Origin of the sequence: Pseudescherichia sp. (assembly GCF_032052675.1) — a bacterium.
In the GTDB taxonomy this organism is placed as follows: domain Bacteria; phylum Pseudomonadota; class Gammaproteobacteria; order Enterobacterales; family Enterobacteriaceae; genus Pseudescherichia.
The window spans coordinates 90,895-113,164 of record NZ_DAMBWA010000007.1 but is presented as its reverse complement, the minus strand read 5'-3'; the positions used below and the strand labels follow the sequence as shown (position 1 = coordinate 113,164).

21 protein-coding genes are annotated in these 22,270 nt (G+C 58.0%); 8 read left to right on the top strand and 13 right to left on the bottom strand.

Annotation, left to right across the window (positions count from 1 at the left end; all coding sequences use genetic code 11):
• Positions 1-107: 107 nt before the first annotated feature.
• Entirely contained in the window at positions 108-1,349 is a 1,242-nt protein-coding gene (locus RTX96_RS11455) for a zinc-dependent alcohol dehydrogenase (RefSeq protein WP_103819886.1), read from the top strand.
• Positions 1,350-1,405: 56 nt separating this feature from the next.
• On the opposite strand, the gene rna is transcribed toward RTX96_RS11455, so the two are convergent.
• Positions 1,406-2,215 carry a ribonuclease I gene (gene rna / locus RTX96_RS11450; protein ID WP_103819885.1) on the bottom strand — a complete coding sequence of 270 codons (810 nt, stop codon included), beginning with the start codon at positions 2,213-2,215 and terminating at the stop codon, positions 1,406-1,408.
• Positions 2,216-2,303: 88 nt separating this feature from the next.
• Entirely contained in the window at positions 2,304-3,677 is a 1,374-nt protein-coding gene (dcuC, locus tag RTX96_RS11445) for an anaerobic C4-dicarboxylate transporter DcuC (protein WP_312671009.1), read from the bottom strand.
• 267 nt (positions 3,678-3,944) lie between these two features.
• On the opposite strand from dcuC, the gene RTX96_RS11440 reads away from it, so the two are divergent.
• The 5 genes from RTX96_RS11440 to cspE all read left to right on the top strand — a co-directional run bounded on the left by RTX96_RS11440 (position 3,945) and on the right by cspE (position 10,355).
• Positions 3,945-4,298 carry a DUF2946 domain-containing protein gene (locus RTX96_RS11440; protein ID WP_312671007.1) on the top strand — a complete coding sequence of 118 codons (354 nt, stop codon included), beginning with the start codon at positions 3,945-3,947 and terminating at the stop codon, positions 4,296-4,298.
• Positions 4,299-4,351: 53 nt separating this feature from the next.
• Positions 4,352-5,605, top strand: a complete 1,254-nt coding sequence (locus tag RTX96_RS11435) for a TolC family protein (protein ID WP_312671005.1) — start codon at positions 4,352-4,354, stop codon at positions 5,603-5,605.
• Positions 5,602-6,879 (top strand): efflux RND transporter periplasmic adaptor subunit, encoded by a 1,278-nt coding sequence (locus tag RTX96_RS11430; protein ID WP_312268866.1) that lies wholly within the window; start codon positions 5,602-5,604, stop codon positions 6,877-6,879. Before RTX96_RS11435 ends, RTX96_RS11430 begins: the two co-directional genes overlap by 4 nt.
• Positions 6,876-10,037, top strand: a complete 3,162-nt coding sequence (locus RTX96_RS11425) for an efflux RND transporter permease subunit (RefSeq protein ID WP_312671004.1) — start codon at positions 6,876-6,878, stop codon at positions 10,035-10,037. Before RTX96_RS11430 ends, RTX96_RS11425 begins: the two co-directional genes overlap by 4 nt.
• Before the next feature lie 108 nt (positions 10,038-10,145).
• On the top strand, positions 10,146-10,355 hold the full coding sequence (cspE, locus tag RTX96_RS11420) for a transcription antiterminator/RNA stability regulator CspE (RefSeq protein ID WP_004100146.1): 210 nt from the start codon (positions 10,146-10,148) through the stop codon (positions 10,353-10,355).
• Positions 10,356-10,474: 119 nt separating this feature from the next.
• Here the strand turns inward: cspE and crcB are convergent, their stop codons facing one another.
• On the bottom strand, positions 10,475-10,858 hold the full coding sequence (crcB, locus tag RTX96_RS11415; RefSeq protein ID WP_103819879.1) for a fluoride efflux transporter CrcB: 384 nt from the start codon (positions 10,856-10,858) through the stop codon (positions 10,475-10,477).
• Between the two features lie 66 nt (positions 10,859-10,924).
• Between crcB and RTX96_RS11410 the strand changes: the two genes are divergently transcribed.
• Entirely contained in the window at positions 10,925-11,713 is a 789-nt protein-coding gene (locus RTX96_RS11410) for a deaminated glutathione amidase (RefSeq protein WP_312671001.1), read from the top strand.
• Between the two features lie 128 nt (positions 11,714-11,841).
• The gene (gene tatE / locus RTX96_RS11405) at positions 11,842-12,045 is read left to right on the top strand and encodes a twin-arginine translocase subunit TatE (protein ID WP_103819877.1); all 204 of its coding nucleotides are present in this window, start codon (positions 11,842-11,844) and stop codon (positions 12,043-12,045) included.
• A gap of 85 nt (positions 12,046-12,130) precedes the next feature.
• On the opposite strand, the gene lipA is transcribed toward tatE, so the two are convergent.
• The 10 genes from lipA to rsfS all read right to left on the bottom strand — a co-directional run bounded on the left by lipA (position 12,131) and on the right by rsfS (position 22,029).
• A complete protein-coding gene (gene lipA / locus RTX96_RS11400) occupies positions 12,131-13,096 on the bottom strand; it encodes a lipoyl synthase (RefSeq protein ID WP_103819876.1) in 966 nt (321 codons plus the stop codon).
• Between the two features lie 201 nt (positions 13,097-13,297).
• Positions 13,298-14,260 (bottom strand): YbeF family transcriptional regulator, encoded by a 963-nt coding sequence (locus tag RTX96_RS11395; RefSeq protein WP_312670999.1) that lies wholly within the window; start codon positions 14,258-14,260, stop codon positions 13,298-13,300.
• Positions 14,261-14,555: 295 nt separating this feature from the next.
• Positions 14,556-15,197 carry a lipoyl(octanoyl) transferase LipB gene (gene lipB, locus RTX96_RS11390; protein ID WP_103819874.1) on the bottom strand — a complete coding sequence of 214 codons (642 nt, stop codon included), beginning with the start codon at positions 15,195-15,197 and terminating at the stop codon, positions 14,556-14,558.
• A 103-nt stretch (positions 15,198-15,300) separates the two neighbouring features.
• Positions 15,301-15,564 carry a DUF493 family protein YbeD gene (gene ybeD, locus RTX96_RS11385; protein ID WP_042392026.1) on the bottom strand — a complete coding sequence of 88 codons (264 nt, stop codon included), beginning with the start codon at positions 15,562-15,564 and terminating at the stop codon, positions 15,301-15,303.
• A 102-nt stretch (positions 15,565-15,666) separates the two neighbouring features.
• Positions 15,667-16,878: a D-alanyl-D-alanine carboxypeptidase DacA gene (gene dacA / locus RTX96_RS11380; protein WP_103819873.1), complete on the bottom strand. Its 1,212-nt coding sequence runs from the start codon at positions 16,876-16,878 to the stop codon at positions 15,667-15,669.
• Positions 16,879-17,020: 142 nt separating this feature from the next.
• Positions 17,021-18,184: an endolytic peptidoglycan transglycosylase RlpA gene (gene rlpA, locus RTX96_RS11375; protein WP_312670997.1), complete on the bottom strand. Its 1,164-nt coding sequence runs from the start codon at positions 18,182-18,184 to the stop codon at positions 17,021-17,023.
• Positions 18,185-18,194: 10 nt separating this feature from the next.
• Entirely contained in the window at positions 18,195-19,307 is a 1,113-nt protein-coding gene (gene mrdB, locus RTX96_RS11370) for a peptidoglycan glycosyltransferase MrdB (RefSeq protein WP_103819871.1), read from the bottom strand.
• Positions 19,308-19,309: 2 nt separating this feature from the next.
• On the bottom strand, positions 19,310-21,211 hold the full coding sequence (mrdA, locus tag RTX96_RS11365) for a peptidoglycan DD-transpeptidase MrdA (protein ID WP_312670996.1): 1,902 nt from the start codon (positions 21,209-21,211) through the stop codon (positions 19,310-19,312).
• A 29-nt stretch (positions 21,212-21,240) separates the two neighbouring features.
• Positions 21,241-21,708, bottom strand: a complete 468-nt coding sequence (gene rlmH, locus RTX96_RS11360; protein WP_042392035.1) for a 23S rRNA (pseudouridine(1915)-N(3))-methyltransferase RlmH — start codon at positions 21,706-21,708, stop codon at positions 21,241-21,243.
• Between the two features lie 3 nt (positions 21,709-21,711).
• Positions 21,712-22,029 carry a ribosome silencing factor gene (gene rsfS / locus RTX96_RS11355; RefSeq protein WP_103819869.1) on the bottom strand — a complete coding sequence of 106 codons (318 nt, stop codon included), beginning with the start codon at positions 22,027-22,029 and terminating at the stop codon, positions 21,712-21,714.
• Positions 22,030-22,270: the final 241 nt, after the last annotated feature.

The window sequence follows — 22,270 nt, the reverse complement described above, 5'->3', positions numbered from 1 at the left end:
GCCGTCGATTCACCCCGCCGCCCAGATTGGCGTCTGGACTGACTAACCTTGATCCGTGCAAGCCCAATTTTCACTCTCCCGATCTCAGGGGAGTAGCGGAGGTCTGAATGAAAGCATTGACGTATCATGGTCCCCATAACGTTCGCGTCGAGAGCGTGCCGGATCCGATTATTGAACAGCAGGACGATATTATTCTGCGCATCACCGCGACCGCCATCTGCGGCTCCGACCTGCACCTCTACCACGGTAAAATCCCTAAAACAGAGCACGGGGATATTTTCGGCCATGAGTTTATGGGTGAAGTGGTTGAAGTCGGGCGCGACGTAAAAAATATCCAGAAAGGCGAGCGGGTGGTGATCCCCTTCGTGATTGCCTGCGGCAGCTGTTTCTTCTGCCAACAGCATCAATACTCCGCCTGTGAAACCACTAACGCTGGCCGAGGCGCATCGCTGAATAAAAAACAGATCCCACCGCCGGCCGCGCTGTTTGGCTATAGCCACCTCTACGGCGGTGTGCCCGGGGGCCAGGCGGAGTATGTCCGCGTACCCAAGGGTGACGTTAACCCCTTCAAGGTGCCGCAGCTGCTCCCTGATGATAAGGTGCTGTTCCTCTCCGATATCCTGCCGACTGCCTGGCAGGCGGTAAAAAACGGCGAGGTCAAAAAAGGTTCACGGATCGCCATCTACGGGGCGGGTCCGGTAGGCCTGCTTAGCGCCGCCTGCGCCCGACTGCTGGGAGCCGAGCAGATCTTTATGGTCGACCACAATGACTACCGTCTGCGCTTTGCTGAAGAGCGTTATGGGGTTATCCCGATTAACTTTGATAAGCATGACGATCCGGCCGAGGTTATCATTGAAAATACCCCAGGCAATCGCGGCGTAGATGCGGTGATTGATGCCGTTGGCTTCGAGGCCAAAGGTAGCACCACCGAAACGGTGCTGACTAACCTCAAGCTGGAGGGCAGCAGCGGTAAGGTGCTGCGTCAGGCAATCGCCGCCGTGCGCCGGGGTGGGATTGTCAGCGTCCCGGGGGTCTATGCAGGCTTTATTCACGGCTTCCTGTTTGGTGACGCCTTCGATAAAGGTATCTCATTCCGTATGGGCCAGACCCACGTTCACGCCTGGCTGCCGGAGCTGCTGCCACTGGTTGAGCAGGGTCTACTGAAGCCGGAGGAGATTGTGACCCACTATCTGCCGCTTGAAGATGCGGCCCGTGGCTATGAGATGTTTGATAAGCGTCAGGATGACTGCCGCAAAATCATTCTGGTGCCCGGCGCGCAAAGCCCGGAAGCGGCCAGAGCCAGCGTAACGGCGCTGAGCAACGGCAATATTAACCTTCCGCCAGCCTAACGCCGCTTCTATCCTGCCTGTCCTCTGATAATTCCCAGAGGGTAGGCGGGTTCTCGTTAATATCCCACTTCATCCAGAACAAACTGTTTACCACAGTTGCCGGGATGCGGCTGGGCAATAAATGAGGTGGCCGAGAGCGGCGCGTTTATCGCGCTCGCCTTGAGGGTAATCTGCACTTCAGTCAGATAGGCCGGGTTACCGTTGCAGGTCAGCTTTACAGCCTTCACGCTATCAACGCCATATGTCCGGGCGAAAGCGGCGTCAAAATCGCTGCGGCTGACCCGCTCCCCGTAGTTGGCAGCAATAAACTTACCCAGCGCGCTCTGTTTGATCTCGCTGGCCATACGCACCATCACACCAAAGTAAGCATCCGGATCGAAACCAAAGCAGACGCCGTGCTTGGCATACTCATAGCGCTCAAGGCAGGAGTTTGCCCCGGCTCCCGGCATTACGCTGTTAAGCTTTGCCGCACTCTCTAGCGACAGGCCGGTCTCGGCGCTGGCGCACTTCTGCCCGACGCGGGCCTCCGGCATATTGGGGATGGGACGGGTGGCACAGCCGTAGCGCATCCAGCGGCGATCGTCGACCCCGCGTGCGGCGATAGATTTAGGCAGGCCGGGCCACAGGCCGTGAACGGTCAGAAAATCGTCTTTGTTATCGCTCTCTTTCTGCAGGCGACACTCGTCCGGCTCGCGCTGGCGGCGATCGTGCTGGCTCTGGCAGAACCCGGTCTGCCATGAGAGCGCCAGCACATAGCGATCGAAATCACCGTACTGGGTGGCGCTCAGCGGGGCGGCGGGGGCGGCGGCACTCCAGAGCATGGCCGCTGCGGCGGCGAGCAGAGGTACGAACTCCTTTCTGAACATTTCAATTCCTGATGAATATATTTAAATAGTTCCAGAAAGTTATTAAAGCATAAAAAAAGCGCCGAACAGGCGCTTTTTCGTGTGGTGCTTAGCGTAGGGCCGTACCGGGAACGAGTATTTCCGTAGCGACAATGACCACGATTAACCCCACCAGAACCGGCACCGAGGTACGTTTTACCACCTCGAAGGGCGATATTTTTGCCATCCCGGCCACGGCAACCACTACGCCGGAGACCGGGGAGAGGGTTCGCCCGAGGTTAGAGGCCTGCAGCATGGGGATCGACAGGTAGGCCGGGTTAATGCCTGCCTCGCTGGCCAGCTTCGGGATCATCTCCACGAAGGCGTAAAAGGGCGCATTGCCCGAACCGGTGGTCATCGCCGCCAGCATGGTGAGCGTCACCAGCACCAGCATTAAAATGATGCTGGCCGAACCGAAGGAGGTGGCGATGGAGATCAGACTTTGAATAAAACCGATGGTGCTCAGCCCCTGGGCAAAGACCCCGGCGGCAACCAGCAGGATCACTACTCCAGCAAAAGCGTCCGCCATACCACGATACGCCACCTCCAGGCCGGAGAAGACCCGCTGGGTATTGAAGCCGCGCATAAACTCCAGCACCGCCGACAGCAGCATGCAGATCACCAGAATAGTAATGATGTGCAGCTCTGGCCCCCATTTGCCGTCGAAGATCAGCACGCCGACGATAGGGGTGAAGGGCAGGATGGCGTAGAACGACGGCGCGCTGGTGGTGATATCGTTCACATCCAGCATCTCATGGGAGATATTCTCTTTTTTGTCCAGCCAGCGCTGCCAGAAGAAGTGGGCAATCGCCATCGCGATAATCGCGGCGATAGAGATGGGCAGCGTGGTTTTAAAGGCGAAGTCGATCAGCGGCATCTCTGCAGCCTTGGCTGCCAGCACGACGTCCCCGGAGGTTGGGGAGAGGATAATCGCTGCCGGTGAGGCGCAGATGGCTGCCGCCGCGCCGCGGCTGATGCCGACGTTGACCATCACCGGAAAGAGAGTGGCCATGAGCAGTACGCCCAGCCCGGTGGCCGAGGAGACCGCCAGCGACATCAGGCAGGCTACGAAGTAGGCGGCGATCATCAGGATATAGGGCGAATTGATATAGCGCAGCGGCCGGGAGGCGAGCTTAACCACCATATCGTTTGCGCCGATATGGGTCATATAGGCGGCAAAGCCGCAGAGCATCATGATCATCATGCCGAGATCGCCGCCGCGGCTCATCAGCAGGATCTTGATGTATTCGACAATATCAGTGGCACTGTAGCCGGTGCTGGTGGCGCTCGACGGCAGAATTTTGTGGCCCATCAGCGCGCTGGCGATCAGCAGTACCAGACCGCCAACAAAGAGCACGCCGGTGGCTGAATAGCCTTTGATGATGTAGCGCGCAACGCCAACGATCACGACCACGCCCATCAGGAGTTCAATAAAGGTCAACATGGTTCCCTCTCATCATTAAGGCATGCAATGTGCCGAACAGAAGCGAACCGGTAGCTGACAAAAATCAATAAATAGCGAAGTAGCGCGGATTATCTGGCGAATTAGTTACCCAGGTAAAAATTCTGCACTCTGCGCAATAAAGCTATCAAATAAATCTTTCAGGATTAAACGATCGCTGCGTATACTCGCCAATCTCACTCTCTTTATGTGGTTTTTATGCACGCATCCTGGCTTCGGCGGCTACGCTTTCTCAAACGGCATCTTCTGATGCTGTTGATGGCGTTCGGCTGGCTGCTGTTCCAGAGCCAGGTGGCGATTGCTTCCCACGACTGCACCCTGGATATGCAGGGTGAAAGTGCCATGCTCCAGCATGTGGGACATATGCAGACGCCGGAGGCCCCAACGCCCCAGGCGCTTCAGGCTCCTCTGTGCGATAAGCACTGCGTGCCGGATGCGATGCAGAAGGAGTCCGGGCACGGATCGCTGGCGGCATTGCCGGTGGATATCACCCTTGCCGTCAGTTTGCCCGCCTGTGTTGATACCCCTCCTACCGAATGGTCGCTCACCCCACCCGCAGCAGGGCCGCCGGCAACGATCCGTTTTTGCCGGTTTAGGGAGTAGATACCTGTTAATCCGTTGAATTTAATTAATTTACGATTAACAGAGGTTCTACTATGTTCTCTTTTTTCTCCAGTGCGCCCTCTGGCGTGCTGTTCATTCTGTTCGTCTCTGCCGCGCAGGCGGAGCCGTATACCCTCCCGCAAACCCTTGTCGCCGCCGAGCGTTACTCTGCCGAACTTTCCGCCAGCCATAACGAGGCGCAGGCGCTCAACGCTATGGCGGAATCGGCCCGCGAGCTGCCCGATCCAAAGCTGAAGTTTGGTCTTGAAAACCTGCCGGTGCAGGGCAGTAACGATCGCCGCTTTACCCGGGAAGGGATGACCATGCAGCGCGTCGGCGTCATGCAGCAGTACGTCAGCGCGGATAAGCGCGAGCGGAAAGCGCAAACCCTGCTGACGGAGTCGCAAAGCGTCAACGCAAAGGCCCAGGCGATCCGCGCCGCGCTGCAGCGGGATACCGCCCAGGCGTGGCTGGATCTGGCCCTTTCATCCCGCAGCCTTGAGGTGGCCCGGCAGCTGCTGGCTGAGACACGCCGCCAGCAGAGCGTGCAAAAAGCCAGCGTGGGGGCAGGCAGCGCCGCCCCGGAGAGCGTGCTGGCGCTGCGCATTACCGAAAGCGCCATGCGCGATAACGTTACCCTTGCCGAACGCGATGTGCAGATCGCGCAGACCCGCCTGTTCGAGCTTACTGGACAGACGATCACCGTCGCTGCCGGGAAGCTGCCTGCCTACCAGCGGCTTCCGGCAGAGGAGCGCACCCTGGAGGAGAGCATTACCCTGCATCCAGAGGTGCTGGCCGCCACGCGGGAGGCCAATACCGCGAAGGCCCGCTCCGCAGAATCCGCCATTGCGGCGATCCCGGACGTCGAGGTGGAGGTCTATTACGGACATCGCTCCGAAGGCAATGACGATCTCGCTGGCGTGATGTTTACCGTCGACCTGCCGCTATTCCAGTCGCATCGGCAGGACAAAGATCACGCCGCCGATCTCTCCCGCACGATGCAGGCCAACGATCGTCTGGCGTTGACCGAACGCCAGCACACGGCTCAGATCCGCACCCTGGTGGCTGACTACCGGGCGGCGCAGATCCGCTGGTCGCGTCAGCGGCACGAGGTATTACCCCTGCTCAGGCAGCGCCTGATCCTGCTGGCGGCACAGTACCGCGCCGGACAGTCCGATCTTACGGCGCTGCTGGAGGCTCGGCGTAGCCTGCTGGATAGCGAGCTGGCCGCCACCCAGGCGGAAAAAGAGATGGCCCGGACGTGGGCCGCTATTCACTGGCTGATCCCCGAGGAGCTGGCGCAATGAAAAAGTTAATGATTCTGTTTGTGCTCATCGCCATGCTGGCCGCCGGAGCGGGCTATCTTGCCGGTCAACGCCAGCAGGCACCCGCAGCAGCGGAGCAGCCCGCGCGTAAGGTGCTCTACTGGTACGATCCGATGGTGCCTGACCAGCGATTCGACAAGCCGGGTAAATCGCCCTTTATGGATATGGATCTGCAGCCCCGCTATGCCGATGACGCGCCGGAGGCGGCGGGCGTTGCGGTAAGCGCCCGGCAGCAGCAAAACCTCGGCATGACCACCGCCAGGGCGCAGATGCGTGTTATGGCTCCGGCGTTTTCCGCGTATGCCACGGTGACCACCGACGAGCGCAGTATTCAGATCGTGCCTGCACCCGCCTCGGGCGTCGTTGAGTCCCTCACCGTACGGGCACCACAGCAGTGGGTGAAGGCGGGCGATCCGCTGGCTCGCCTGTGGATCCCCGCGTGGACGGCAGCGCAGCAGGAGTATCTGGCCGTGCGCCAGCTGGGGGATGCTACCCTGACCCAGGCCGCCCGGGCGCGCCTTGCCCTGCAGTTTATGCCCGACGCGATCGTGCGTGAGCTGGAGCGCAGCGGCAAACCCCAGACGCGGCTGACCCTACGCGCGACGCGCGACGGCTACGTGGTGAAGCTTGATGCGCGGGAGGGGGCGAGGGTAGAGGCGACGCAGCCCCTGTTTGAGCTGGCGAGCCTTGACCCCGTCTGGCTGGTGGTAGATTACGCGCCAGCAGAGATGCAGACCCTGAGCGTGGGCAGCGAGATTATCGCCACCGCCGACAGCCTGCCCGGTGAGGCGTTTCGTGGCCGGGTGAGCGAGCTGCTGCCGCAGCTGGAGACCACCACCCGCACCCTGAAGGCGCGCATCGTGCTGGATAACCCGCAGCAGAAGCTGAAGCCGGGCATGTTTTTGACGGTAGCGCTGGCAGAGCGCGCCGCCCGTCCGCCGGTGCTGGCGGTACCGGAGGAGGCGGTGATTGATACCGGCACCCAGTCCCGGCTGCTGCTGGCCACCGGCGACGGCCACTTCCAGGCGGTCAACGTAACGACCGGCATCACCTCCGGGGGCTGGACGCAAATCCTTACCGGCGTGAAGACAGGCGACAGCGTGGTGACCTCAGGTCAGTTCCTGATTGATTCCGAAGCCAGCCTGCGCAGTGCCCTGCCGCAGCCCACGGCGGACGCACCGCCGGTTGCCGCTCCGGCGATGGAGCACCAGCATGACCATAACCACGCCATGCACGGCGGGGAGGTGATGCCATGATCGCCGCCGTCATTCGCGCCTCGCTGCGCAACCGCCTGCTGATCCTGCTTGCTGCCGCGGTCATTGCGGTCTGGGGGCTATGGTCGATTCAGCGCGCGCCGCTGGATGCGCTGCCCGATCTCTCCGACGTGCAGGTGATCGTACGCGCCAGCTACCCTGGCAAAGCGCCGCAGATTATTGAGGATCAGGTCACCTATCCGCTGACCACCACCATGCTCTCGGTACCGGGGGCGAAAACGGTGCGCGGCTTCTCCATGTTCGGCGATGCCTATGTCTACATCCTCTTTGAGGACGGGACGGATCTCTACTGGGCCCGCTCGCGGGTGCTGGAGTATTTGAGCCAGATCCAGGGGCAGCTGCCTGCCGGGGTTAACGTCGGGCTGGGGCCGGATGCGACCGGCGTCGGTTGGATCTACGAATATGCTCTGGTCGATCGCAGCGGTAAACACAGCCTTGCCGATCTGCGCGCATTGCAGGACTGGACGCTGAAGTTTGAGCTGAAAACCGTCCCCAACGTGGCAGAGGTCGCCAGCGTCGGCGGCATGGTGCGTCAGTACCAAATCATCCCCGATCCGGCGCGGATGCGGGCGCTGAATATCACCCACCAGCAGCTGATTGATGCGGTCCAGGCGGCGAACCAGGAGAGCGGCGGTGCGCTGCTGGAGATGGGCGAAGCCGAGTATATGGTGCGCACCACTGGCTATCTTACAAGCCTGTCTGCGTTTCGCCAGATCGTTATCGACAGCCGCGGCGGCTTGCCGGTGCTGCTGGGGGACGTTGCCAGCATTCGCAACGGGCCGGAGATCCGCCGGGGCGTGGCGGAGTATAACGGCGAAGGCGAGGTGGCCGGAGGCATTATCGTTATGCGCTACGGTAAGAATGCGCTGGAGACCCTGGATGCGGTGAAGAAAAAGCTGCGCGATCTTCAGCGTAATCTGCCAGCGGGAGTGGAGATTGTGCCAGTCTATGACCGCTCGACGCTGATTGAGCACGCCGTAGAGACCCTTAGCCATAAGCTGCTCGAGGAGTTTATTGTCGTTGCGCTGATCTGCACCCTGTTTCTGTTCCATTTTCGATCGGCGCTGGTGGCTATCGTCTCGCTGCCGCTGGGCATCCTTGGGGCGTTTATTATCATGCACTACCAGGGGATCAACGCCAACATCATGTCCCTGGGCGGCATCGCCATCGCCATCGGCGCAATGGTCGATGCCGCCATTGTGATGATCGAAAACATGCACAAGGTGCTGGAGCAGTGGCGACACGAGCATCCAGGGCGTCAGCCCGCGGGGGGAGAGTACTGGCGGATCGCCGAGCAGGCGGCGGTGGAGGTGGGTCCGGCGCTCTTCTGTAGCCTGCTGATCATCACCCTGTCGTTTATTCCGGTATTTTCGCTAGAGGCGCAGGAGGGGCGGATGTTCTCCCCGCTCGCCTTCACCAAAACCTGGTCGATGGCGGTGGCGGCAGGGCTGGGGATCACGCTGGTGCCGGTACTGATGGGGCTGTTTATTCGCGGGCGTATCCCTGACGAGCAGGCCAACCCGCTCAACCGCTGGCTAACGCGAGCCTACGCACCGCTGCTGGACAAGGTGCTGGCGTGGCCGAAAACCACGCTGGCGCTGGCCCTGTTGCTGCTGCTGGCGACGCTCTGGCCGCTCAGCCGTCTCGGCAGCGAATTTATGCCGCCGATGGACGAGGGCGATCTGCTCTATATGCCCTCCACGCTGCCGGGCATCTCGGCCCGCGAGGCGGCGAGGCTGCTTCAGCAGACCGATCGGCTGATCAAAAGCGTGCCGGAGGTGGCGAGCGTGATGGGTAAAGCGGGGAGGGCGGAGACGGCTACCGATCCCGCACCGCTCACCATGATCGAAACCACGATTCGCTTTAAGCCGCGCGACCAGTGGCGGGCGGGCATGACGCCAGCAAAGCTGGTGGAGGAGCTGGACAGGACCGTCAGCGTGCCGGGGATTGCCAACGTCTGGGTGCCGCCGATCCGCAACCGGCTGGATATGCTGGCGACCGGCATTAAAAGCCCGGTGGGAATTAAGGTGAACGGTAATTCAATTGCCGATATCGAGAGCGTGGCGCAGCAGATTGAGCAGGTGGTAAAAAACGTGCCCGGCGTGACCTCCGCGCTGGCGGAGCGGCTGGCGGGCGGGCGCTATATCAATATCAACATCAACCGCCAGCAGGCGGCGCGCTATGGCGTGTCGGTGAAGGCGCTACAGTCGCTGATCTCGACGCTGGTGGGCGGGGAGAACGTCGGCGAGGTGCTGGCCGGGCGCGAGCGCTACCCAATCAATATTCGCTACCCGCGCGATCTGCGCGACAACGTGAGCAAGCTGCGCGCCCTGCCGGTGGTGACCGAAAACGGTAGCCAGGTGGCGCTGGGCGAACTGGCGGAGATCGTGGTCAGCGAGGGGCCGCCGATGCTGAAGAGCGAAAATGCTCGCCTGTCGAACTGGATCTATGTCGATCTGCGCGGGCGGGATCTTAAGTCCGCCGTGGCCGAGATGCAGCAGCGGGTAACGGAGCAGGTCACGCTGCCGCAGGGGGTAACCCTCTCCTGGTCCGGACAGTTTGAGTACCTTGAGCGAGCAACGGCGACGTTAAAAATGGTCCTGCCGGTGACGCTGGCGATTATTTTTGTGCTGCTCTATCTCACCTTTAAGCGGGTAACCGATGCGCTACTGATTATGGGCACGCTGCCCTTTGCGCTGATTGGCGGCGTCTGGCTGCTCTGGCTACTGGGATATAACCTGTCGGTAGCCGGCGCGGTGGGGTTTATTGCCCTCGCGGGGGTGGCCGCCGAATTTGGCGTCATTATGGTGCTTTACCTCAACCAGGCGCTGGTTCGACACGGCGTCTATGCAGGGAACGCCAGGAATCCGCTATTGATGCAGGCGATCCACGAGGGAGCGGTGCTGCGTGTACGACCCAAGGTGATGACCGTGGCCACCATCATGGCGGGGCTGCTGCCCATCATGTGGGGGGACGGCACCGGTGCAGAGGTGATGCGGCGAATTGCCGCGCCGATGATAGGCGGCATGCTCACTGCACCCCTGCTATCGATGTTTGTCATCCCGGCGCTCTATTTTTTAATCCATCGCACTTCCCCGGTGAAAAAAGAGCAAATATTGCAGCTGGATAAAAAAAGATAGCGACATTTATCACTTTTTAACGAATATCGACTGGACAAAAGTCATGACAATTGTTGTACTGATACCCGACACAGCATTTGTGTCGTTTTTCATGTAAAGGTAATTTTGATGTCTAAGATTAAAGGTAACGTTAAGTGGTTTAATGAGTCCAAAGGATTCGGTTTCATTACTCCGGAAGATGGCAGCAAAGACGTGTTCGTACACTTCTCTGCAATCCAGAGCAATGGTTTCAAAACTCTGGCTGAAGGTCAGCGCGTAGAGTTTGAAATCACTAACGGTGCCAAAGGCCCTTCTGCTGCTAACGTAATGCCTATCTAAGTTAGCGATAAGACAGAACTCTAAAACCCGCTGAGAAGCGGGTTTTTTTTCGCCTGCATTCAGTGGGTCGGATAGTTTCGTAGGTCGGGTAAGCGCAGCGCCACCCGACGTATTTGCCATCACTGCGCGTGTGTGGCAGAGACGATCCAGAAGGCCAGCGCCGTCATGGCAAACGAACCCAGCAGGTTCACCGCGACGTTCAGCAATGCCCAGCCCGTACGCCCGTCCTGCAGGAGAAATACGACCTCAGCGGAAAACGTTGAGAAGGTTGTCAGGCCGCCGCAAAAGCCGGTAGTGATAAGCAGCTTCCAGAGCGGATCGATATGCGTCATCCGGTTAAACCACGCCAGCCCCATCCCGATAATAAACGCCCCGGCCAGGTTAGCCGTTAGCGTGCCGATAGGGATCGCATGATGTAACGGATTGAGCTTCATACCGAGAAACCAGCGCAGCACGCTGCCGGTCCCGCCGCCGATAAAAACCGCAAAAAACAGTTGTATCACCGTCAATTCCTGCTATTTGATGTATCAGGTCGCTAAGTTTAACGCAACGGACAGAGGGGCGAGAAGATGATTGTGGCAGCGGGACAGTTTGTCGTGACGGCGGAGTGGGAGAGCAATGCCCGGATCTGTGTCGCCCTGATGGCGCAGGCGGCAAAGCAGGGAGCTGCGCTGCTGGTATTACCCGAGGCGCTGCTGGCCCGTAGCGACAGCGATCCGGGTCTGTCGGTAGCCTCGGCACAGCCGTTGGACGGCGGCTTTCTGACGCAGCTGCGGGCAGAGAGCCGGAAGAACGCGATGACCACGGTGTTGACCATTCACGTGCCCTCCACTCAGGGCAGGGCGGTCAATACCCTGGTCGTACTGCGGGCAGGGCAGATCGTTGCCCGCTACGCCAAGCTGCATCTCTACGATGCTTTCAGCATTCTCGAGTCGAGCCGGGTAGATGCGGGCAGCGTCATCCCTCCGCTGATTGAGGTGGCAGGCATGAAGATTGGGCTGATGACCTGTTACGATCTGCGCTTTCCTGAGCTGGCGCTGAGTCTGGCCCTGCAGGGGGCCGATCTGCTGGTGCTACCCGCTGCGTGGGTGCGCGGGCCGCTAAAAGAGCATCACTGGGCGACGCTGCTGGCGGCGCGGGCGCTGGACACCACCTGCTATCTGGTGGCCGCTGGCGAGTGCGGTAATAAAAACATTGGCCAGAGCCGGATAGTCGATCCGCAAGGCGTGACCGTCGCAGCAGCGGCCCAGGAGCCGCAGCTGATCTATGCCGAAGTGAGCGCTGCGCGGGTGCAGGAGACGCGAGAGAAGCTGCCGATACTGCGCCACCGTCGCTTTGCGCCTCCACAATTATTGTGATGTTTTTTTAAACAACACTTGATTCACCTTGTTACAGATTGCTATTGTGTGCGCGCGCCGAATGTCCGTTAATAGAGTCAGGTTTCAACGGCGCATTTCGCAGCCTGTTTTCAGTAAAGAAGGTATTTATGGGTGAGATTAGTATTACTAAGCTGCTGGTAGTTGCCGCACTGGTTGTTTTGCTGTTTGGGACGAAGAAGTTGCGTACCCTCGGCGGTGATCTTGGCGCAGCCATTAAAGGCTTTAAGAAAGCGATGAATGACGATGACACCAGCGCGAAAAAGAGCGTCGACGGTGACATCCCGGCAGAGAAGCTCTCTCACAAAGAGTAATGGCAATGCCGGATGGCTTGCGATAAAAAAAACCGGCGCACAGGCCGGTTTTTTTATGGCAATAGTGTAAGTAGTTATTGCAGAACTATTTTACTTCGATCCCTTTTGCCTGCAGGTCGGCATGGTAAGAGGAGCGAACAAACGGGCCACAGGCCGCGTGGGTGAAGCCCATCGCCAGCGCTTCGGCTTTCATCTCGTCAAACTCTTCTGGACTGACGTAACGCTGTACCGGCAGGTGGTGACGGCTTGGCTGCAGATACTGGCCGAGCGTCAGCATGGTTACGCCGTGGCGGCGCAGGTCACGCATCACCTCAACGATCTCTTCGTTGGTCTCGCCCAGGCCAACCATCAGGCCCGATTTGGTCGGGATATCCGGATGCGCCTCTTTAAAACGCTCCAGCAGCTTCAGGGACCAGTTGTAGTCCGCACCTGGACGCACCTTGCGGTAGATACGTGGAACGTTCTCGAGGTTGTGGTTAAAGACGTCCGGCGGCGTAGCGGAGAGGATATCCAGCGCGCGATCCATACGACCACGGAAGTCAGGAACCAGGGTCTCAATGCGGATGCTCGGGCTCTTCTCGCGGATAGCGGTGATGCAGTCGGCAAAGTGCTGAGCGCCGCCGTCACGCAGATCGTCGCGGTCAACGGAGGTGATCACCACATAGCGCAGCGCCATGTCGGCAATAGTTTGCGCCAGCTTCAGCGGCTCATTGGCATCAGGGGCGACCGGGCGGCCGTGGGCAACGTCGCAGAACGGGCAGCGGCGGGTACAGATGGCACCCAGGATCATGAAGGTCGCCGTACCGTGATTGAAACACTCCGCCAGGTTAGGGCAGGACGCCTCTTCACAGACGGAATGCAGGCCGTTTTTGCGCATGGCCGCTTTAATACCCTGGATGCGGGAGGAGTCTGCCGGCAGTTTGATCTTCATCCACTCCGGTTTTCTTAACAGGGCTTCACGCTCTGTTACCACGTTTTTAACCGGGATAAGGGCCATTTTATCGGCATCGCGGTATTTAACACCGCGTTCCATCACAATGGGTTTACTCATAGCGTGCGTGTTCCAGTTGCGAATAACGAAGGGAGCATTTCAATTCAAGGGAATGTTGTATTTCTCAACTATTTTTGAATTAGCTGGGCGGCAGTATATCATCTATAGAGGCGATAAAGCAGCCTGCCGGCCCGGCAAATTGTAAAATAGTTGTTGTTTTGTGCCCTATGTCCTGCGATCGTCGAACATCAGCCCTGGCGGCTATTCCTTCTCAAAGGCATTTCGAATCACGCTGATGACGTTCTCCAGAACCGGATCGCGCAGGCTTAACTTGTTGTAATAGAGGGAAACCTCCACGGTTGCATTGTTCAGCGGTGGGAAATCGATTTCCGTCAAAGGCCAACAAGAGTTAAAGAAGGTGAACAGGCGTGACGGCATCAGGCCCAGCATATCGCTGTGGCTAATGAGTGCCGCAATTGTAAACATATTGTAGCTGCTAAAGCTCACCGGCTGCTCCGGGAACAGCTCCCGTACCTTCTGCCGCATCGTACCCATACTTTGTCCCTCTAGCATGAGCAGCGTATGTTCATATTGACCCAGCGTCTCTACCGTCAGCGGCTGCGCCAGGCAGGGGTGATCCTTACGACAGATCAGTATCAGCTTATCGTGATAGAGAACGTGATGGTTAAGCGTTCGGGTGCCGGTGACATGCGTATCGATGATCAGGTCAGTCTGGAACTGGCCCAGCTGATTCTCCGCATCCAGAATAGGAATATTGCGGATCAACAGATGCGGATGCGCCGCTTTTATGGCCTTGTAGATCGGCGGGATCAGCAGGGTGCCTAGCGAGGGGGGCGTCCCGATGGTGATGGTTCGCTGCTTATCATAGCTGCCGGTGAGATCCAGCGCGCCGAGAATCGACTCCAGCCCGAGGCTCACATACTCATGTAAATGCGTAGCATACGCCGTAGGCGTGACCCCCTGACCCTTACGGATAAACAGTGGATCGGGAAAGATGGCGCGTAGTTTCTGAATAGACTGGCTAATCGCTGATGGCGTCAGGTTCAGCACCTTCGCCGCGTTAACAATACCTTTATGAACATATACGGCTTCAAAGATCGTCAATAAATTGAGATCGATATTGCGCAGCGTACGGAAGATTTGGGGTCTATCCTCTTCGCGACGCTCGGTTATTCGTTTGTCCGACGGACCGTTATCATCCACGCTCAAACTCCATATTCATTCACATTATGAATGATAGTTGAAATTATATTCTTGTGTCATTAATGTACCCACATACTGAGCGGATACGCGCATTCCATTGTATTTCAACAATTTAATAATAATGCAGGGTGTTTTATCGCCTGCAAAAAAGCGTACTACCGGCCTGGCTCGCCCGGTGTAACCTAAATTACCCTTTAGTAACAGGGGCATGAATGACAGGATCGGTCTTTTTAGGAAGGGGGTCAATGAGATTTTAAGACCGTCGATAAAATTTTATCGACGGATATAGGATATATTATTCGCTAATATATTGATGAGGCGGATTATTTAACAGTTTAAGTAAGTTTGCGATAAGTCTGGGCGCGAGCGAGGCGGTGGTCGCAGTGTCAATCCACTCGCTAACCTGAGCCATCTCCATTCCTGCATAGCCGCAGGGATTAATCCGGCGGAACGGCGCAAGATCCATAGCAATATTCAGCGCCAGCCCATGAAACGAACAGCCTTTGCGGATCCGCAGACCGAGCGAGCAAATTTTCTTCTCACCGACATACACGCCGGGTGCATCCGCACGCGGATGCGCATCAATATCCAGTTCCGCCAGCGTGTTGACGACGGTCTGCTCAAGTACCGTTACCAGCTCGCGCACGCCCAGCTTGCGGCGTTTAAGATCCAGCAGCACATACATGACCTGCTGGCCGGGACCATGATAGGTCACCTGACCACCGCGATCGCTCTGAATAACGGGAATATCGCCAGGCATCAGCAGATGCTCCGCTTTACCCGCTTGCCCCTGGGTAAACACCGGCTCGTGCTCGACCAGCCACACCTCATCGGGGGTAGCGGCATCACGGTTATCGGTAAAGGTGTGCATCGCCTCGGAAACAGGCGCGTAAGGTTGTAAGCCCAGATGGCGGATAAGGATCGTATCCTGAAGCAAAACAGCATCTCCGGGGGAGAACAAAAGGTGGGGAGAGTATACCACAGGGAGGATGTTACCCGACCAGTGCCGGGCAACACGTCAGCGGCTCACAGCAGGGGGATTACAGAACCATACGAACGATTTCGATATTGCCGAGTTCTTCGTACAGCGTTTCTACCTGCTCAATGTGCGTAGCGGTAATAGTGATAGAGACCGAGTGGTAGTTGCCTTTGCTGCTCGGTTTTACCTGGGGAGAGTAATCACCTGGCGCATGGCGCTGTACCACTTCCACCACCTGATCAACCAGCTCAGGTTTCGCCAGACCCATCACTTTGTAGGTAAAGGGGGTCGGGAATTCAAGCAGTTCGTTAAGTTTGGTTTTCATGTCAGCTCCGGCGTAATAAAAGAACAACTCCCGCCAGAGGGCGGGAGTGTCAACGATGCATAGTATATGGGGATGGAAATCACACTTTCAAGCGACTATTTTTTAACCAAACCAGTGGTGGAACATCAGCTTGATATAATCGATGATTTTGCCGAAGAAATTCCCTTCCGGGATCTCCTGAAGAACCACCAGCGGACGCTGCTCAATGGTTTTGCCATCAAGCTGGAAGTTGATGGTGCCCACAACCTGATTTTTCGCCAGCGGCGCGTGCAGCTCGCTGCTGTTCAGCACGTAGCTGGCTTTCAGATCCTTCATGCGGCCACGCGGAATGGTCAGGTAGACATCTTTGTCTACGCCCAGCGAGGCGCGATCGCTGTCGCCAAACCAGGCTGGCTCAGAGGCAAACTCTTTGCCGGCTTTGATGGGGTTAACGGTTTCAAAGAAACGGAAGCCCCAGGTCAGCAGTTTTTTACTTTCGGTTTCACGGCCTTTAAAGGTGTGGCCGCCCATCACGGCGGAGATCAGGCGCATCTGGCCTTCGGTTGCCGACGCCACCAGGTTATAGCCCGCCTTGTCCGTATGACCGGTTTTGATACCGTCAACGTTCAGGCTGTTGTCCCACAGCAGGCCGTTGCGGTTGGTCTGGCGAATCCCGTTAAAGGTGAACTCTTTCTCTTTGTAGATGGTGTACTCGTTCGGCACGTCGCGGATCAGCGCCTGGCCAATCAGCGCCATATCGCGCGCGGAGCTGAACTGGCCCTCGGCGTCAAGACCGTGCACGGTCTGGAAGTGGGTGTTTTTCAGCCCCAGGGCGTTCACATAGCTGTTCATCAGACCCACAAAGGCGTCCTGGCTACCGGCGACGTAGTCAGCCATCGCCACGCAGGCATCGTTGCCGGACTGCAGGTTGATACCACGGATCAGCTGGGAGACCGGCACCTGCATGCCGGGCTTCAGGAACATCAGCGACGAGCCTTTAAAGACCGGGTTGCCTGTAGCCCAGGCGTCATTACCGATGGTGACCAGGTCCGTCTCTTTGAATTTACCCGCCTTCATCGCCTGGCCGATGACGTAGCTGGTCATCATTTTGGTCAGGCTTGCCGGATCGCGGCGCGCATCGGCGTTCTGTTCCGCCAGCACTTTGCCAGAGTTGTAGTCGATCAGAATATACGACTCTGCGTCAATTTGCGGAACGCCCGGGATCATGGTTTTGATGTTCAGATCATCTGCATGGGCAGCGGTGAGCGTGGCGGCGGCCAGCGCGGTGGTGAGCGCGAGGCGCTTCACGAAACGAACGGAAAAGGTGGTCTTCATGGTCAGAACAACGACATCCGTGATGAAATTAAAAAAAGTGCCTTACTATAGCAAAAGCTATACCGGCAGGCATCTGACTTTCCGCATGACTTTGTGACTGAAATTGACACAAGTTGACAAAGTCAGACGCCGCATAGGGTGCTTATTGCGCGCTGGTAATAAAGGATTGCAGCTGCGCTTCGCTCTGCAAACGCTGCTGGAGCGCGCTGGCATCGGCTTTGCTGCTGAACGGGCCGAGCTGGATACGCCAGACCGCACCGTTCTGCGTTACCCGGCCCGGCACATCGAACTGCTGGACCAGACGCTGTTGATACTGCTCGGCGCGCGCTTTATCGCTCACGGCACCCACCTGCACGACATAGCCACCGGCGGTGGCAGCAGGCGCAGGGGCCGCAGCGGCAGGCGCAGGCGCCGCGGCAGGGACGCTGCCCTGTACAGAGCCAGGCGCGGTGACCGGCGCCGCGACAGCAGGTGCTGCAACGACCGGTGCGGCAGCAGTTGCGGCGGGTTGCGGCTGTGCGGGCGGTTCATTGCCCTCCAGCACGCCGGAAGCCAGCGTCGTCGGTGCGCCGAGGAAGCCACTGCCGCCAACCGGCGCACCGGTGGCACCGTCGCTTTGCAGCGTATCATTGCTGATAGGGCGAACATCTGCCGCTGGCTGGGCAGGCTGCGGTGCAGACGAGGCGCTGCCCATGCCGCCGCTCAGATCGGGACGAGCGGGCAGGGCGTAGGTCTGCTGGGCAATAGTAGTACAGACTGTGCCAGGTCCAGAGAAGGAGCCGTCCTGGGAGACTATGATCGGATCGATACGCACCTTGGTATTATTGGAGGTGTTCAGCCTGTCAGCAGCGGCGCGGGAGAGGGAGATCACGCGATCGTTGCCGTAGGGACCACGATCGTTGATCCGTACCACCACCATCCGGCCGTTAGAGAGGTTGGTAATACGCGCATAGCTAGGGATCGGCAGCGTCGGATGCGCCGCCGTCAGCTGCATCGGATCGAACGTTTCGCCGGAGGCGGTCAGGTTGCTGCCTGGCTCCGCATCATAGATTGCGGCAAGACCGGCCTGGGTAAAGCGTGAGGTATCCTGCACAATCTTGTAGGATTTTCCATCGCGCTCGTAGTCCTGGTTCACCGAGGGGTTCAGCGGCTCGTAACGCGGCTCGGCCCCGCCGATCTCAACCGTCGGGCCGTTACAGACCGCAGGCTGCGGCGCAGCGGCTGGGGGTTGCTGGCTCTCATCGTTACTTGAACACGCTGTCAGTAATCCTGCTGCTACGCAAACTGCAAGGCAAAGCTTTCGCATTGCGGACCTCTTATACGCTTTTCGACAACATTTTTCTGTGGGTATGGATCGACATCACGATACCAAACCCGGCCATAAGCACAATCAGGGCGGAGCCACCGTAGCTTACCAACGGTAGAGGTACACCTACCACCGGTAAAATACCGCTCACCATACCAATATTAACAAACACATAAACGAATAAAATCAGCATTAAGCCACCGGCCATCACGCGGCCAAAGGTGGTTTGCGCATGGGCCGCAATCCACAGGCCGCGCATAATCAGCAGCAGGTAGAGCGCCAGTAAGATAAGAATACCTATCAAACCCAGCTCTTCCGCCAGTACGGCAAAGATAAAGTCGGTATGGCGCTCGGGGAGGAACTCAAGCTGCGACTGGGTACCGTGCAGCCACCCTTTGCCGCGCAGGCCGCCGGAGCCAATCGCAATTTTAGACTGAATAATATGATAGCCTGCTCCCAGTGGATCGGTTTCCGGATCGAGGAGCATCATGACCCGCTGACGCTGATAGTCGTGCATCAGGAAGAACCAGAGGATCGGGATAAAGGCCGCTACCAGCAGGACGGCAATACCAATCAGCCGCCAGCTCAGGCCCGACAGGAAGAGCACAAACAGCCCTGAAAGGGCGATCAGAATCGAGGTTCCGAGGTCCGGCTGGGCAGCCACCAGCAGGGTGGGCATGAAGATCAGCACCAGCGCAATGCCGGTGTTTTTCAGCGAAGGCGGACAGACGTCGCGGTTGATAAAGCGCGCCACCATCAGCGGGACGGCGATTTTCGCAATCTCCGAGGGCTGGAAACGCACAATACCCAGATCAAGCCAGCGCTGCGCCCCTTTCGAGATCGCGCCAAAGGCGTCTACCGCCACCAGCAGGATCACGCAGAATATATAGAGATAGGGCGCCCATCCCTCATAGACGCGCGGCGGGATCTGCGCCATCACTACCATCACCACCAGGCCCATAGCGATCTGGCCGATTTTACGCTCGGTCATGCCGACATCCTGGCCGCTGGCGCTCCAGATCACAATGGCGCTGTAGAAGAGCAGCGCCAGGATGATCAGCAGCAGCGCCGGGTCGATGTGGATTTTATCCCAGAACGATTTTTTGTTCGGATTATCCGTCATGGTTATTGGTCCTCAGCCGCTGCTGCCGATGGATTCTCGGCGGGCAGGTCGGTGTTATTATCGCCCAGCATAATGTGGTCGAGGATCTGGCGCATAATGGTCCCGACCGCCGGGCCAGCACCGCCGTTTTCCAGAATCATCGCCACCGCCACCTGGGGATGGTCATAGGGGGCAAACGCCGTCATCAGCTTGTGGTCACGCAGGCGTTCCGCAATTTTATGCGCGTTATAGGTTTCGTTAGCCTTCAGGCCAAACACCTGTGCCGTACCGGATTTCGCTGCGACTTTATAGGGCGCATTAGCAAAATATTTGTGTGCCGTGCCGTTAGGACGGTTGGCCACGCCGTACATGCCGTCCTTCGCGATCTCCCAGTAGCCGGAGTGAATATCGCCCACCGGCGGCTGCTCAGGCTGCTTCCACGGCACCTGCTGGCCATTCTCGGCCGTGCTCATCAGCAGGTGTGGCACTTTAACGACGCCATCGTTAATGAGGATCATCATCGCCTTGCTCATCTGGATCGGCGTCGCTGTCCAGTAGCCCTGACCGATGCCCACCGGGATGGTATCGCCCTGGTACCACGGCTTTTTAAAGCGTTTTAGCTTCCACTCGCGGGTCGGCATGTTCCCGGAGCGCTCCTCCGAGAGGTCGATTCCGGTGTAGTGGCCATAGCCAAATTTACCCATCCACTCGCTGAGACGATCTATCCCCATGTCGTAGGCGACCTGATAGAAGAAGGTATCGGCAGACTCCTCCAGCGACTTGGTGACGTTAAGATGACCGTGGCCCCACTTTTTCCAGTCGCGATAGCGCTTTTCAGAGCCAGGGAGCTGCCACCAGCCGGGGTCAAACAGGCTGGTGTTGCGAGTGATCACTCCCGCGCTTAGGGCCGATACCGCGACATAAGGCTTCACGGTTGATGCCGGTGGATAGACGCCCTGGGTGGCGCGGTTGATCAATGGCGTATTGGGATCGTGCAGCAGGCCGTTGTAATCCTTGCTGGAAATACCGTCAACAAACAGGTTCGGGTTGTAGCTTGGCATAGAGACCAGCGCCAGAATGCCGCCCGTGCGCGGATCGGTGACCACCACCGCCGCACGGCTCCCCTCCAGCAGGGTTTCGATATAGGTTTGCAGCTTGAGATCCAGCGTCAGGTAGATATCATGCCCGGCCTGGGGCGGCACCTCTTTCAGCTGGCGGATCACCCGGCCACGGTTATTGACCTCTACCTCTTCATAGCCGGTCTGGCCGTGGAGCACGTTCTCGTAGTAGCGCTCAATGCCCAGCTTACCGATATCGTGCGTTGCCGCATAGTTGGCGAGGATGCCCTCTTTATCGAGGCGTTCAACGTCTTTATCGTTGATTTTCGATACGTAGCCAATCACATGGGTCAGGGCAGAGCCATAGGGGTAGAAGCGGCGCTTGTAGCCTTTCACCTCCACGCCCGGGAAGCGGTACTGGTTAACCGCAAAGCGCGCGACCTGAACTTCCGTCAGGTTAGACTTCACCGGAATAGAGGTGAAGCGGTGTGAACGGGCGCGCTCTTTTTTGAAGTTGGCGATGTCCTCATCGGTGAGATCGACCACGTCGCGCAGCGCGTCCAGCGTCTGCTGCACGTTATCCACCTTCTCAGGCATCATCTCAACCTGGTAGATGGTCCGGTTGAGCGCCAGCGGCGTACCGTTGCGATCGTAGATAATGCCGCGGGTCGGGGCTATCGGCACGAGCTTGATGCGGTTTTCGTTGGAGCGCGTTTGGTAGTCGGTGTGACGGACAATCTGCAAATTGTAGAGGTTTGCGACGAGCACGCCGCTGAGCAGTAGGATCCCTGTAAAGGCGACGATTGCCCGGCGCACAAACAGCGCGGACTCAGCCGTATAGTCGCGAAAAGAGTTCTGTAATTTCATCCGCTGCTTAATCTACCTAAGGCTCTTCGTTACTCACGGTGATAGGGATGGTTGGTCGTAATGCTCCATGCGCGATAGAGGCTTTCTGCCACCAGAACCCGGACCAGCGGGTGGGGGAGCGTTAACGCAGAGAGTGACCAACTTTGTTCTGCCGCCGCTTTGCAGGCGGGGGATAACCCTTCCGGGCCGCCGATCAGCAGACTGACGTCTCGCCCGTCCTGCTTCCAGCGCTCCAGCTCGATGGCCAGCTGCGGCGTATCCCAGGGCTTACCTGGAATATCGAGGGTGACGATGCGGTTTTTTCCTGCCGCAGCGAGCATAAGCTCACCCTCTTTATCAAGGATGCGTTTGATGTCGGCATTTTTGCCGCGCTTGCCGGCAGGGATCTCTACCAGCTCAAACGGCATATCTTTCGGAAATCGACGCAGATATTCAGTAAAGCCGGTTTGTACCCAGTCGGGCATCTTCGTGCCGACGGCGACCAGTTGCAGCTTCACCCATTAGCCCCAGAGTTTTTCCAGCTCGTAGAGACGGCGGCTCTCTTCCTGCATCACGTGGACAATGACGTCGCCCAGATCGACCACGACCCAGTCCGCAACGTTTTCACCCTCTACGCCAAACGGGATCAGACCGGCCGCGCGGGATTCCTGAACCACGTGATCGGCGATAGAGACAACGTGACGCGTAGAGGTACCGGTGCAGATGATCATGCAGTCGGTGATGCTTGATTTACCTTTAACGTCTAAGGTGACGATGTCCTGACCTTTCAGGTCATCAATTTTGTCGATAACAAAATCCTGGAGTGCTTTACCCTGCAAGTGTTCCCCCTGGGTGGATGCAAATAACGATATTCAATAGATAGTCAGCCAGTATACCTGAAGCCCGGCCTTTTCGGGACAAGAGTTGCCCATATGTGTCTGAAAGTGGGCTATCATCCCACCCTCCGCACAAGATTGCATCGCCATTTTTGTAAAACAATTTCTATGGAACTGCCGCGGAGGGAAAAGTCTGGCAGCGGAGAATAGCAGTCTGGAGGATCGTGTCAATCTCCTAATGCGC

What these genes read in the sequence shown, in the direction of transcription:
- RTX96_RS11455 (WP_103819886.1), top strand. Translation starts at nt 108, where the DNA reads ATGAAAGCATTGACGTATCATGGTCCCCATAACGTTCGCGTCGAGAGC.
- rna (WP_103819885.1), bottom strand. Translation starts at nt 2,215, where the DNA reads ATGTTCAGAAAGGAGTTCGTACCTCTGCTCGCCGCCGCAGCGGCCATG.
- dcuC (WP_312671009.1), bottom strand. Translation starts at nt 3,677, where the DNA reads ATGTTGACCTTTATTGAACTCCTGATGGGCGTGGTCGTGATCGTTGGC.
- RTX96_RS11440 (WP_312671007.1), top strand. Translation starts at nt 3,945, where the DNA reads ATGCTGTTGATGGCGTTCGGCTGGCTGCTGTTCCAGAGCCAGGTGGCG.
- RTX96_RS11435 (WP_312671005.1), top strand. Translation starts at nt 4,352, where the DNA reads ATGTTCTCTTTTTTCTCCAGTGCGCCCTCTGGCGTGCTGTTCATTCTG.
- RTX96_RS11430 (WP_312268866.1), top strand. Translation starts at nt 5,602, where the DNA reads ATGAAAAAGTTAATGATTCTGTTTGTGCTCATCGCCATGCTGGCCGCC.
- RTX96_RS11425 (WP_312671004.1), top strand. Translation starts at nt 6,876, where the DNA reads ATGATCGCCGCCGTCATTCGCGCCTCGCTGCGCAACCGCCTGCTGATC.
- cspE (WP_004100146.1), top strand. Translation starts at nt 10,146, where the DNA reads ATGTCTAAGATTAAAGGTAACGTTAAGTGGTTTAATGAGTCCAAAGGA.
- RTX96_RS11410 (WP_312671001.1), top strand. Translation starts at nt 10,925, where the DNA reads ATGATTGTGGCAGCGGGACAGTTTGTCGTGACGGCGGAGTGGGAGAGC.
- tatE (WP_103819877.1), top strand. Translation starts at nt 11,842, where the DNA reads ATGGGTGAGATTAGTATTACTAAGCTGCTGGTAGTTGCCGCACTGGTT.
- lipA (WP_103819876.1), bottom strand. Translation starts at nt 13,096, where the DNA reads ATGAGTAAACCCATTGTGATGGAACGCGGTGTTAAATACCGCGATGCC.
- ybeD (WP_042392026.1), bottom strand. Translation starts at nt 15,564, where the DNA reads ATGAAAACCAAACTTAACGAACTGCTTGAATTCCCGACCCCCTTTACC.
- dacA (WP_103819873.1), bottom strand. Translation starts at nt 16,878, where the DNA reads ATGAAGACCACCTTTTCCGTTCGTTTCGTGAAGCGCCTCGCGCTCACC.
- rlpA (WP_312670997.1), bottom strand. Translation starts at nt 18,184, where the DNA reads ATGCGAAAGCTTTGCCTTGCAGTTTGCGTAGCAGCAGGATTACTGACA.
- mrdB (WP_103819871.1), bottom strand. Translation starts at nt 19,307, where the DNA reads ATGACGGATAATCCGAACAAAAAATCGTTCTGGGATAAAATCCACATC.
- mrdA (WP_312670996.1), bottom strand. Translation starts at nt 21,211, where the DNA reads ATGAAATTACAGAACTCTTTTCGCGACTATACGGCTGAGTCCGCGCTG.